The organism is Mucilaginibacter sp. P2_A5, assembly GCF_056404995.1.
In genome coordinates this window covers 1-14,203 of record NZ_JBFUCY010000048.1, presented here as the reverse complement: position 1 = coordinate 14,203, position 14,203 = coordinate 1, and the positions used below count along the sequence as shown (strand labels likewise).

At 43.5% G+C, this 14,203-nt stretch carries 8 protein-coding genes; all 8 read left to right on the top strand.

Annotated elements, in window-relative coordinates; all coding sequences use genetic code 11:
* Positions 1–311: 311 nt before the first annotated feature.
* The gene (locus AC1DXF_RS27750; protein WP_477451943.1) at positions 312–3,503 is read left to right on the top strand and encodes a SusC/RagA family TonB-linked outer membrane protein; all 3,192 of its coding nucleotides are present in this window, start codon (positions 312–314) and stop codon (positions 3,501–3,503) included.
* 31 nt (positions 3,504–3,534) lie between these two features.
* The gene (locus AC1DXF_RS27745; RefSeq protein WP_477451942.1) at positions 3,535–5,124 is read left to right on the top strand and encodes a RagB/SusD family nutrient uptake outer membrane protein; all 1,590 of its coding nucleotides are present in this window, start codon (positions 3,535–3,537) and stop codon (positions 5,122–5,124) included.
* 24 nt (positions 5,125–5,148) lie between these two features.
* Positions 5,149–6,645, top strand: a complete 1,497-nt coding sequence (locus AC1DXF_RS27740) for a glycan-binding surface protein (RefSeq protein ID WP_477451941.1) — start codon at positions 5,149–5,151, stop codon at positions 6,643–6,645.
* 65 nt (positions 6,646–6,710) lie between these two features.
* Entirely contained in the window at positions 6,711–8,168 is a 1,458-nt protein-coding gene (locus tag AC1DXF_RS27735) for a cellulase family glycosylhydrolase (RefSeq protein ID WP_477451940.1), read from the top strand.
* A 167-nt stretch (positions 8,169–8,335) separates the two neighbouring features.
* Entirely contained in the window at positions 8,336–9,868 is a 1,533-nt protein-coding gene (locus AC1DXF_RS27730; RefSeq protein ID WP_477451939.1) for a glycoside hydrolase family 43 protein, read from the top strand.
* Positions 9,869–10,283: 415 nt separating this feature from the next.
* Positions 10,284–10,514 (top strand): hypothetical protein, encoded by a 231-nt coding sequence (locus AC1DXF_RS27725; RefSeq protein WP_477451938.1) that lies wholly within the window; start codon positions 10,284–10,286, stop codon positions 10,512–10,514.
* A gap of 316 nt (positions 10,515–10,830) precedes the next feature.
* The gene (gene galA / locus AC1DXF_RS27720; RefSeq protein ID WP_477451937.1) at positions 10,831–13,710 is read left to right on the top strand and encodes a beta-galactosidase GalA; all 2,880 of its coding nucleotides are present in this window, start codon (positions 10,831–10,833) and stop codon (positions 13,708–13,710) included.
* A 19-nt stretch (positions 13,711–13,729) separates the two neighbouring features.
* Positions 13,730–14,203: glycoside hydrolase family 3 N-terminal domain-containing protein (locus AC1DXF_RS27715; protein WP_477451936.1), on the top strand; the 474-nt coding region annotated here is incomplete at its 3' end.

The window sequence follows — 14,203 nt, the reverse complement described above, 5'->3', positions numbered from 1 at the left end:
CCCGGAATATAAGTTCAAAGTAATGTATTTAAAGACGTTGCTTTTGAACAATGTTCCACCAATAACCAATAGGACCAACAGTTAACTTTTTTGAATTAGTAAACATGCGCCTGACTGCACCTGAAGTTTTTTAACTGATTGTTCGGGCAGCTGTTTCATGTGAAGAAACTAACAGTAAAGTAGTTTTCAAAGGTTGTTTTTGGGCTATCTAAAATGCGATAACAAAATAAATTATGAATGAGAGAAAAACCAATTAAGCACTAACCAAACACCAATGTACCAATTATCAAACCTTAAAATCCTTTTAAAAGATGGATAAAAATTTACAAAAGAGAGTGAAATACCAAATTTCATTAATTATCGCGGGCATATTTCTTTATATATCTGCCCATGCACAAACCGTAAGTATTACGGGTAAAATAACAAGCGCCGACGATGGCCAGCCGATACCAGGCGTAAGCATTAAGATTAAAGGGACGGGCCTGGGCACGGTGTCCAGCATTGATGGTAGCTATAATATAGCCGCTGAGCCGGGCAAAGTACTCGTTTTTAACTTTTTAGGTTATGCGCCACGCGAAATTACCGTGAAACAAGCCGGTGCAATTAACGTCAGGCTTAATTCAACATCCAGCAATCTGAACGAGGTTGTTGTTATTGGTTATGCCAAGGCACGAAGAAAAGACGTTACCGGGTCTATAAGTTCAATATCGGGAACCGATTTGCGGCAAACGCAGCCAACTACTTTCGACCAGGCCCTGCAGGGTAAAGTTGCAGGGGTTGTGGTTCAACAAGTGTCGGGCCAGCCTGGTGGCGGTGTATCTATTCAAATACGTGGTGTGTCGTCAATAACCGGCTCCAATTCGCCAATGTACGTAATAGATGGTATCGTTATTCCACCGGTGGGTGACCCCGGTAACGGTTCAAATCCGTTAAATGCTATTAATCCCTCCGACATTGAATCAGTAAACGTATTGAAAGATGCTTCGGCAACAGCTATATACGGTTCGCAGGCAACCAATGGCGTAGTTGTTGTTACTACAAAAAGGGGCAAAGCCGGACCGCCGCAGATAAGTTATGATTTCTATACCGGTTACCAGGAAATAATCAAGCGGCTCCCTACAGTAAATTTACCAGAATTTGCAACTTTTATTAACGCCCGGGCCGTTGCCTGGGGCTTTGATTCAAGGCCCGAATTTGCCAATCCTCAATATTTAGGCCCCGGTACCGACTGGCAAAAGGAATTATTCCGGAAGGCCCCGATGATGAGCCACGCAATTACTATAAACGGCGGGGATGCCAGGACCCAATATGTACTATCACCCTCGTATTTTAACCAGGAAGGGATAGCCCTTGGATCTAATTTCAAAAGATACTCACTACGGCTGAATTTAGATAACAAAACTACTGATTGGCTAAAAATAGGGACCAGCCTGCAATTGACGCATGTTCGTGAAAATGTAAATTCAACCGCCAGTAATGTAATCGGCACCGCGCTAAGCATTACTCCCGATGTTCCAGTACTAAACGGAGATGGTTCTTTTGGTGGTGTTACTGATCCCAACGGTTGGGTACAACCTGTTGCCAACCCGGTGGCATTGGCTAAAATTGTCAAAGATCTAAAAAAGAGGAACCAGATATTTGGCAACGTGTATGCCGAAATACAATTTACCAAAGACCTGTCGCTGCGAAATGAGCTATCCGGTAATTTTGATTTTAATACGGAAAACAGGTTTTCACCAACCTATAGTTTTGGCAAAGGCACTCCCAGCCCTAACTACGGTTCTTCAAGCGCCGGTCAAAATTTTTATATAGTCATACGCAATTTTTTAACTTATAATCATAATTTCAAAAAACTTCATGTTGATGCTTTAGCAGGGCATGAATCGCAGGAAAGCACTTTTGAAAATCTTAGCGGTGACCGAAGGAATTTTCCTTCAAACAATGTGCAGGCCATTAATGCGGGGGATGCCAGCACGGCCAAAAACTCTGGTGATAATTCACAATCAAACCCCACCGGCGGCTCAGCACGGGAATCTTATTTCGGCCGTGTCGACATTTTCTGGGATGACAGGTACCTGCTCACCGGCAATATACGGAACGATGGTTCTTCAAATTTTCCCACCAACAATCGTTGGGGTACTACCTATTCGGGTGGGTTTGCCTGGAAAATTCATAACGAGGCATTTTTAAAAGGCGTAAAATCTATAGATGAATTGAAATTGAGGATTGGTTACGGGTTAACCAACAACCAGGGCATACCAGGCAATACTTATGTAACCCAGCTTACATCGGTTACAAATGGTTTATCAGGTACAGCGCAGTTTCAAAACAATTTGCCAAATCCGTCCGTGAAGTGGGAAAAAACCGATTATTACAATGCCGGGATCGACGCATCGTTCTGGAATGGGCGTTTGGCTTTTTCATTAGACGTTTACGACCGCGAAACAAAGGACCTTTTATTACAGGTGCCGCTTCCGGCGTACTCCGGTACGGTATCGGGTTGGGGCCCGGGATCTATGCAGGCGCCTTTTGCCAATGTTGGCTCGCTAACCAACAAAGGGGTTGATTTCCAAATCAATTCTACCAATCTTACTTCCAAAAGTTTTAGCTGGAAAACCTCTTTTACCCTATCGCGAAATATCAATAAAGTGACCTACTTAGGTGCCGGGGGAAGTGATGCTAACCTGAGCCAGAAATCATATGTAATTAACGATATCATTGAAAAAACAGTGGTGGGGCAACCCGTTGGCGAATTTTATGGCTATGTATTTGACGGGATATTTGCAAAGCCATCTGATTTTCAAAACCATGCCCGGCCTGCCGACGCAAACGGCAACCCTTACCCGGTTTCTCCGGCAGGCGGGGGTATCTGGTACGGCGACCGTATGTTCAAGGATTTGAATGGCGACGGTATTATCGATTCCAGGGACCAAACCTTTTTGGGTTCCCCGATCCCGAAATTCCAGTATGGTATCAACAATACATTTAACTACAAAAACTTTAGTCTGAATATTTTCTTCAGCGGCAGCTATGGCAACAAAGTGTTCAATCAAATGGCCATACAGCAAAACGATCCGCAAAACCATACTACCTATTTTAAATCGGTATTAAATTATGCAAAACTGGCTATGGTAAATCCTGCAGGCTCTTCGTCCGATGTTGACAATGTATATGTTACCAACCCAAATACAACAATTGTAGGTGTGAGAAATGACAATACCAACAGCAATAATCGTCCCAATAGTTTGATGATTGAGGATGGCTCGTTCCTGCGGTGCAAAAATATCAAATTAGGTTACGGGTTACCAGAAAATATTTTATCAAAAATAGCTGTGCGGTCTGTTAACATATATGTCAACGTATCCAATGCATTTATCATTACAAAATATAAAGGCATGGATCCTGAAATTGGTTCGTGGAACCCGCTTCAGGCAGGTTGGGACAGCGGTTATTACCCGCAGCCAAGGGTATTTACTATTGGTGCAAACATAACCTTGAAATAACAAAACGATCACCGATTAAAAATATATGTTTATGAAATCAATTCACAAAATTATCATCATCCTGCTATGTGCTGCAGCAGTGGCCGGATGTAAAAAGAGTTTTTTGGACCGTCCGTCCAACTCGCAGATAAGTTCTCTTAATTTTTACAAAACCACGTCCGATTTACGCCTGGCTACGGCAAGCCTTTACGGCGGTTCGCAGTGGTTTCAATGGAACAATGGCGCCTTGATACCGCTTGGCGATGTATTGAGCGGCACCGGCAGCTTTCAGTATAGTAACGATTTAGTACAGCTTTTTACACGCACTATTACCGCGCAAAATGGCCTGGTGACAAATGGCTGGGTTGGGTTGTACAATGTTATAGCGCAATGTAATGGCGTTATCAATGCCATACAGACCCAGGCTGATCCGTCCATTTCGGTGGCAGACAAAAATGCGGCCATAGCTGAGGCGAAGTTTATTCGTGCCGTAGCTTATTATCATTTGGCGGTGTATTGGGGTGCAGTGCCAATTATTGAAGATAACAGCAAGCTGATAAAAGATCCGCTGCTTCCTCGTAATATTGTTTCGGATGTGTATAAATTCATTGCTAAAGACTTAACCTTCGCAGCGCAATATCTTCCCAAAACAGATGCAAAAGGCCGGGTAACTACCTGGTCGGCGCAGGGGATGCTGGGCAAAGTATATTTGACGATGGCAGGTGTAGGCAAAAGCGGCAGCCGCGACCAGGCCTTGCTTGACAGTGCCAAAAAGTATGCAGGCAACGTGTGTAAAAACAGCAATTTAAATTTGCTGCCCAGTTATTATGATCTTTTCAAGGCGCAAAACAACGATAACCCTGAGTCACTGTTCGCGCTTCAATGGGCCGGAGGTGTAGGTTATGGAGGTGGCAATGCTATACAACTTTATTTTTCACCAAGCGCGGATATACTTCCTCAAAAGCTAGGTGGATGGCAAGCCTTACAGCCAACCTACGATTTGTACCGCATGTATTCGGCTAAGGATACGGTAAGGCGCAAAGCCACTATTATGCTGAACGGAGATCTTTATCCCGAATTGAATGCTGCCGAAGGTGGTTTTAAGGCAACAGGTACGGGCCTGAAAAAACATATTATTGGGAACGAAAAAGACAACAATTCGCCAACAATGGACGGATGGTCATCCCCCGAACATGTTGCAATTCTTAGATTGGCCGATGTGTATTTGGTATATGCCGAAGCTATTTTGGGTAATAATAGTACTACGAGCGATGGTGACGCTATAACTTATTTTAATAAAGTGCGGACGAGGGCCGGCGTGGATATTGTGACTGCGATTACCCCGGCTTTACTGCGTAAGGAGAGAAGGGTTGAACTTGCTTTTGAGGGACAATACTGGATAGACCTGGTGAGGTATTCTTATTATGATCCTTCAAATGCTGTGAACTTTCTTAATAACCAGGATGCCACTCACGGCCGGATTTCGTTTACTTATGACCCTGTAACGAAAAAAGCTACGAGGGACACTACTGCCACTCCAATTACGCTTCCGGCAACTGTCAATTCATTTACGTTGCCGGTTCCGTCATCAGAGTTGACCACCGACCCTAAATTGGCACAGCCACCGGTACCATATTATTAATTAAAACATTTAAAATATTTTGTTATGAAAAAGAAATCATACCTACGCCTGTGTTTTTTGCCGCTTTTGTTCATGATTGTGGCTTTATCACCGGCTTGTAAAAAGAATGCAGATGGCGGTAGCAGTGCCCCTCCGGTTATCGCGGCTATTAAAAGTTATGTAGCCTCACCTAATGATACGGTTTTAAATAGCGCCGTAGCAAAAGGCCAATGGGTGGTAATAACCGGGCAGAATTTGCAAAATGCAACCCAAATTTATTTTGACGGGGTTCCCGCCTCTTTTAACACCGCTTTATTTGCCCCTGGCAGTGCTGTGGTGAAAATCCCTAATATAGATTTTGGAAAAATTGATACTGCCAAACTGTATACGGTAAAATATGTTACAGGAGCAGGTTCAGCAACGTTCGCCTTTAAATTAGGTCCGCCGGCGCCAACTATTAGTGCTGTATCCGATGTGTTTGCCGCCCCCGGCGATTCGGTTTATCTGTACGGTGCCAATTTAATATTGGTTCAACAGTTTTCATATGGCGGAACCAAAATTCCAAAATTTAACTCGAATGCCAATGGCACCGCTCTTGGTTTTCTGATGCCGGCAACAACATCCGACAAGTTTATCATAGTGACTACTAAATCTGGTACCGCCCGGGATACCATAAATGCAAAGCCAATCATTAGCAGCATTTCCAACGCTAATGCCAACGCTGGTGATTCGGTTTATGTTTATGGTACTTACCTTAAGACTGTTCAGTCCGTTTCTTTTGGCGGTGCTACTATTACAAATTTCACAGAAAGTCCACATGGCGCTTATGTTAAGTTTCTGGCGCCAGCTTCGAACAGCTACTCCAGTGCACCAGTTACCATTGTTACCAGTTATGGAACGATTTCTACTCCTTATAAAGTAAATACTCAAAATGGCGTTACTGCTGGTCTTTTAGCAAATTTTGAGTGGGGTGATAATTTTGGTTATGCCTGGTGGGGAGATGAAAAATTGGCTTTCGGCCCTCTGGCCGATTTTAATGGTTCGATGGGAACAAATAATACTATGTATATATATTTTGATTCTCCTGTTTTAGATGGCGGTGCAAGTAAGTACGCCCCATTGGGTAATTCTAATACGGGTAATCACTGGGTACCTGTGGCAAATATTACAGATCCTCCTGCAAAGTGGGCCCTTCAATTTGAAATAAGTGTGGCCCACCCATGGAATGGAGGTACGCTTTATATCAGAACTGAATTTGCAGGTGACACTTATGTTGCGCGTTATGAGCCATGGAAAGTTCCTGGTTCAAATGTTACCAAAGCTTTTAAAACGAAAGGTTGGCAAACTGTAACTATTCCTTTAACTGAGTTCAGATCAAAAGTTAACGAATTAGGGGATGGTGATTCAATTACTCAAATAAGCCAATTATTAGGGCCTACCGGTGCCAATAGTTATAATATGACCCTTAAAAATTTCGATTCTTCGTCAACTGCAACTGGTTTTTATGCCGCTATTGACAATATCAGGTGTGTGAAAAATTAAATAATAAAAAGCCCCATGGCAGCATATCGCCGTGGGGCTTTTTAACTAAATAAAATTAAGACAAAATGAAAATTAAGTATTGTTTTACAATATTGATATCTGTTATTACAGTTATATCTTTATTCTCCTGTAAAAAAAAGAATCCGGACCCGCAACTAACAGTTAGTGCACCCACCATAACTTTTACGGGTGACGGGGGGACCCAGGACCTATCCATTTCAGCTAATGCCGATTGGAGCATCAGCAATCCTGCTTATTCGTGGCTGCAAATAAATACAATAACAGGCAAAAGCGGCAGCACTGTTATTCATTTAACAACATTATCGGAAAATGGAACAGGGGCAAGCCGCTCTGGTGTTTTATTTATAAATTGTTCCAACGGCCAGGCAAGAAGGGTGACGGTTACCCAGGTCCCCAATTTATACCCAGGTTATAATACATCGCCCATAGCGCCAGACATGACCGGAATGACCAGTACTGCTGTGCAGCTGGCGGCAAAAATGCGCACGGGAATGGGCACAAATTTTGGCAATACCATGGAGTCGCCAAACGAAGGTGATTGGCAGAGTAGTAAATTGACCGAATCGTATGTGAAATTTATAAAACAATCAGGTTTCACTGCTGTACGGCTTCCCTGTAACTGGGTTTGGACCCATTTAAGTGACCGAAGCAAGGCGAAAATTGATCCTGCATGGCTTGCGCGGGTGAAACAAGTGGTTGGATGGTGCGTGGCCAATGATATATATGTGATACTGAATTCTCACGATAGTCCCAATGCCAATGCGTTAAAGAAAGATTCCGTTAACGCGATGCAAAAGGCGATTTGGGAGCAGATTGCTACAACTATGCGTGATTTTGATGAGCACCTTATTTTTGCCGGATTAAATGAACCTCCGGCTGACGATGCCGGGCAGATGGCCATACTTAATGGTTATCACGAAACATTCATCAAGGCAGTTCGCTCTACCGGAGGCAGAAACGCCTACCGGGTACTGGTTGTGCAGGGACCCACTACCGACAGTTATAAAACTTCTGACCTGATGACTACTATGCCTCACGATCCGGTACCTAATCGTTTGATGCTTGAGGTACATAGCTACACGCCTTCCACATTTACTTTACTAAACGATGGAGATGCAAGTTGGGGCAAAATGGTTTATTACTGGGGGGCCGGGAATCATTCTACTATTGAGCCGGACCGTAACGCCACCTTTGGAGAAGAGGATGCGCTCATCGCTGAATACGGAAAGATGAAAAAGTTTGTTGATCAAGGTATCCCTGTGGTGCTGGGTGAATATGCATCATGGAGGAGGACTCCCGCCGTCACCCAAAGCCGGAATATGCCTAAGGATATGGATAAGCACAATAAGTCTGTGGATGACTGGGCAACTTTTGCAACCAAAACTATGAGAGCGAATGGCCTTATGCCATTCTGGTGGGAGATAGGTTTTACTTTAGACAGATCTAATAATGTGATAAAGGACCAGCGTTTGTATGATGCCATTAAATTAGGATATAAGTAAAAGTATAGTGTCAATTATAGCATAAGGTTATTTCCCTTCCCTGAGATTGGTTAAGCGTTCGCCAGTCTCCGGGAAAGGTTAACCTCTTTATTACTTAGCTTAAAGAATAATTAATCGATTGAAATTACCCTTAACGAGTATTCGTTTTTTAGGTAAAGAAAAAAAGCATGTTTAGAAAAAAAGTGTTGTTAAGTACGGTCCTTGTTATGTCTTTTTTGGGATATAAAAAAGATGTAGAAGCTCAGGCTAATGCGGATAAACCGAAAGTGGTCAATGAAAAACTGGAAAAAAAATTTGCAAATGTTTCGCCGAAACTTCTCACCAATAATGCGAACCCTTTATTAGATTTTATGTTTACCGCCGACCCAACAGCTGTAGAATATAATGGAAGAATTTATGTGTATGCCACGAATGATCATGAACAGTATGAGGATGTAGGAAAGGATGGGAAAAACTCATACGAGCATATCCGTACACTGGTCATGATGTCTTCCGATGATATGGTTAACTGGACTTATCATGGCCTCATAAATACAGCAAAGCTGGCACCATGGAGTCAGAATTCCTGGGCGCCTTCCATTACATCCAGGCTGGAAGCAGACGGCAAAACGCACTTTTATTTGTATTACTCCAATGGCGGTGGTGGCTCAGCCGTGCTTACTTCCACCTCTCCCGTTGGCCCCTGGAAAGACCCATTAGGAAAGAACATAGTCGACCGCTCTGTCCCCGGTGTGGATGTCGGTGCTCCATTCGATCCTGGAGTTCTAATTGACGGCCAGGGTACAGGCTGGCTGGTTTTTGGAGCCGGAACGCCCAAAACAAAATATATGCCGGATAATGCCAGGATTGTCAAATTAGGAGCAGATATGATCAGTTTGGCCAGCAGTATTTCTAAGATACCCGCTCCTTATTTTAATGAGGCCAGCGACCTTAACTTTATCAATGGGACCTGGGTTTATAGCTATTGTACAAATTGGGATGCGCGCATTGAATGGCCCTATAGCAATATTGCTAAACCAACCCTATGCAACATATCTTATATGACGAGTAAAACACCCTTAAATCCGGATAGTTGGAAGTATCGTGATAATTACTTTAAGAATACTGGTGACGTTAACGTGGGACCTATGACAAACAATCACACTCACGTGTTCAAGTTTAAAGACAAATATTATCTTGCCTACCATGCCATGTATTTACAGGATTATTTTAACACCAAGGGTGGTTTTCGTAATGCGGGTATCGAACCAATACAGGTAGATGAAGGGAGTGATGTGACTTTCCCCATGGTCAGCGCAACTTTTAAAGGCTCCTTACAACTTAGCCTGTTAAATCCATTCGTTGTTCAGCAAGCAGAAACCACGGCGGGCACTTCGGGTCACGTCCAGTTCGATACTGTTGGTATTGTGGGTAATATGGTTGCCAAAGGAACAATAGATAAACAATGTCTCATGGTGCGGGGGGCCGATTTTAGCAAACAGGTTCCTTCCAAATTCGAAGCCCGGGTGAAAGGAACAGGTAGAATTGATGTTTATGTAAATAATCTTAAAGGCCCGGCTCTTGTTTCCCTTAAATGTGATGTGAAGGACTGGACTACGCTCTCAAAGCAAATAACACAGAACATAGCTAAAGGAGTAGGGAATATCTATTTTGTATTTAAAGGAGAGGGTTTTTTGTTTGATGAATGGAGATTTTATTAAGTCCGGTTGCTGGTTTATTGCTGCTATTTATAAGTCGATGTCCGATCAAAACGGGCTGGTACCGCCGATTCGGTGAAACCGTTAAACCTTTCTTTTGGGAGCCAGGTAGGTGCTTGATCAGGGTATGATGGATGTCATTAAAGCAGGGTATAAATAGCCTGCAGGCCCGGCACCGCTGAAAAGAGGGGCGGGGCTTTAAAAATGCACTAAGTTTTACGGTAAAAGATCAAAAGTTTGAAAATTAAATAAGAGAGAGTTTTAGTTGAATATAAGTGGATGCCTGGGGCCTTTACCGAGGGGCCCCGGCATTTTTTAACTATAACAATTCTGTTTTCAGCGTGAAGGAAATCAACAGTAATCTATTTGAATGCATGACGATATCTGTGGCAAATGATGCCTGGTTAAAAAAGATGATATGGAAAATCAAATGATTTCAAAAGCACCGGAATTAGATGAAAGTGAAATTAAAGCTTTGATAGAGAATTTTGATACGATTGGTATGTTGCTTAAGGAGCACGTTACTATCTTCAGTAACCCTATGTTAACGCCTGAATCGAAAAAAATGTGTAACGAGGGCTTGGTTCTTATTAAGAAGCTCACTCAAAAATGTTTAGAACATTACGGGATGCGTTACCTTCCAAAATAAGGTTTCAACTACGCGCTATGTGGATATGGGTAGGCACGCGCAGTTAAACAGGTAACAAATTGAAAAATTAAAACAAGAAAATGTAGACCGCATGGTGTTCGTACTGAAATTAACAGGCAGTACTGGAGGTATTCGGGTTGGACCACTGATTCGGCAACGCGCTTTCCTCCGGGAACAGCCCTTGCCGCGAGCTGGAATCCTGAGTTGGTCTTAAAGCAGGGGCAGGTGAAAATTACGGCCGCAAATAAATAGTATCGAGGAGAAGATTATACAACATTTTAGGATTATCGGACTTGCCAGCGCAGGTCAATTGACAATGAAAAATAAATATATAATAAAAGGGATCTTTTGTATCCTGTTACTGGCAACGGTAAAAACAGCCACCTATGCGCAGCCTTCGGTGGCCGCATCAAAACGCGAACACGTGTGTATAGATAATGACTGGCGCTTTGCATTAGGGCATCCTTATGATCCGGCAAAGGACTATTATAATGGAACAGGAGGTTTTTCTTATTTCGCTAAAACCGGCTATGGCGACGGCGCTGCATCGCCGGGATTTGATGATAGGGGGTGGCGTAAAATTAACCTCCCGCATGATTGGGCTGTTGAACAGTCTTTTAGTCCTAAGGGTAGCGTAAGTCACGGATCGAAGGCAATAGGCCGTAACTTTCCTGATGCCAGCGTGGGCTGGTATCGGAAAGCTTTTGTTGTACCCGCTACCGATCTGGGCAAGCATATATCCATAGCTTTCGACGGTGTTTTTCGTAACAGCGTAGTTTGGGTCAACGGGCATTACCTGGGTACCGAGCCCAGTGGGTATAATAGCTTTGAGTACGATATTTCTGAATATCTGAATTATGGTGGTAATAATGTTATAGCAGTACGGACTGATGCAACCATGGAAGAAGGCTGGTTTTATGAAGGCGCCGGTATTTACCGGCATGTTTGGCTCAATAAAACCAACCAGCTGCATATTGCTTCCAACGGAACATGTGTTACAACCCAGGTGAAAAACAATATTGCCGATGTTGATGCATCGGCCACGATTATTAATAGCGATAAAAAAGTAAGGAGCTTCAGCGTAACGCAAACTATTGTTGATGCCGATGGTAAAACACTTGCTACCGGCAAAGCGATGGGGCTTACTTTGATGCCTTTTACATCGCAGGATGTTAAAAGCGTTTTACCTGTAACTAATCCTAAGCTATGGTCGATAGAAACCCCCTTCCTGCACCGGTTGGTTACCACCGTTGAAGAGAATGGCGCTGTTACCGACAGTTATACAACAACATTTGGAATTCGCACCATCAGGTTTGATGCCAACGAAGGTTTTTTTCTGAACGGCAAACACGTTAAAATAAAGGGAACCAATAATCATCAGGATCATGCCGGTGTAGGCACTGCCATGCCCGATGCTTTACAGGAGTTTCGGATCCGTACTTTAAAAGGTATGGGTTGCAATGCCTATCGCTGTTCACATCATCCGCCAACGCCCGAATTGCTGGATGCCTGCGATAAGTTGGGTATGCTGGTTATAGATGAAAATCGCTTAATGGGCGTAGCATCTACAGAGCTAAATGACCTGAAAAGGATGATCCTGCGAGATCGAAACCATCCCAGTATCATCAGCTGGTCAATAGGGAATGAAGAGTGGGGTATTGAAGGTAATATTACCGGGGCGCGTATAGCCGCTACAATGCAGGCCTTTGCCAAATCTATTGATTCGAGCCGTTATATCACTGCTGCAATAAGCGGCGGCATTGGCAATGGAATATCAACAGTAATTGATGTGCTGGGCTATAATTATGTAGCAACTAAAAATACCGACGAACAACATAAAAAGTTCCCCAACCAGTTTAGCTGGGGTACCGAGGAAGGATCGACCGTGGCCTCACGAGGAATTTATGAGGATAATATGGGCAAGCAGCAACTTGTTGCATATGACAGAAAGCAAAACGACTTTTTTTATAGCCTGGAGCAAGGCTGGAAACATTATGCGGCGCGGCCTTACCTGGCGGGTATGTTCATATGGACGGGTTTTGATTACCGCGGCGAGCCTACACCGTTTGGATGGCCTTCGGTAGTATCCTATTTTGGGATGGTTGATGCCTGTGGCTTTCCTAAAGACGATTACTATTATTTAAAATCATGGTGGACGGATCAAACCGTAGTACACCTGCTGCCACACTGGAACTGGCAAGGTAAAGAAGGCCAGGAAATAAGGGTATGCGCTTATAGTAATTGTGACGAAGTTGAACTTTTTCTGAATAAAAAAAGTCTCGGTAAAAAAATTATGGAACCAAACGGACACCTGGAATGGCAGGTAAAATATCAACCGGGAACGTTGGAAGCCATAGGCTACAAAAAAGGGGCAAAAGCAGGTAGCGATATTGTTAAAACTACTTTAGCGCCTGCTCAAATTAAATTACAGGCCGATAGGACGGCAATAAAAGCCGATGGAAAGGATATTGCCATAATTGCCGTACAGGCTGCTGATAAAAACGCTTTGGGCGCGCCAACGGCCGAAAATGAGGTTGGTTTTTCAATTGAGGGACCTGGTAAAATTATAGGCGTAGGCAACGGAAATCAAACTTCGCTTGAACCTGATCAATATGTAGAGCGGGTTAACCTGGTAAGTATTGGCAATTTAAAAGAAAAATTTGTCGACGATTTAAATGTAAAGGCCGAAGTAGCGGCAGATTATGATGATAGCGGTTGGCAAAATGCATTTAAAGATGTGCGGGATGATAATTTTGGGCAAAAAGTAAAAGCTTTGGTTTATAGGGCTGGCTTTTCCATTCCGGCTGATGCTGCAACTGCAACTGCTACATTTTTCAGTAAAAATATTGGCAAAGTGCAAAGCATTTATATTAACGGTAAGCAGATAGCCAAAGAAATTAAGGAGAGTGGCGAAAGCCCTGAATTTAAACTGGATGCCTCATTACTGCACCCGGGCATCAATACCATAGCTATTGTGGCTACGCCATTGCTCAAGGCGAATATCTGGTCGAGCGTTAATACCGATCCCGGCTTAATACAGCTGCTTTATCCGGCTGCGCCTTATAAAAGAAAACTATTTAACGGGAACGCCCAGGTTATTGTACAATCGACCGGGCAGCCAGGCCGGATAATATTAAAAGCAACTTCGCCAGGTTTAAAAGCAACTGTTGTTCAAATTACAGCAGCCGATAAATAACATTACACACAAATAATTTATGAAATATACCATTGCCTGTTTTATGGCATTTTTAGTGGCCGGCGGCGTTTCGGCACAAAATAAAAGCGAGGTTGCGCTTAAAGCGAAGATCAACGGCATCGTCGGCAAAATGACGCTGGAAGAAAAAATAGACATGCTTCACGGCAACGCGCTATTTTCTTCGGCAGGCGTAAGCCGTTTAGGTATCCCGGAGCTTACCTGCGATGATGGCCCGTTGGGCGTACGTGAAGAAATAAAGCGCTTTGACTGGGCTTCTGCTAACTGGACAACCGATTCGGCCACATTTTTACCAAATGGTTCGGCCATAGCGGCTACCTGGAACCCCGCGATGGCAAATAAATACGGCGTAGTTATAGGCGAGGAAGCCAATGCCCGTAAAAAGATTGTAATGCTTGCACCCGCATTCAATATCTGCCGGATGCCCCTTTGCGGCCGTACCTAYGAATATTATTCGGAAGATCCATATTTGAAC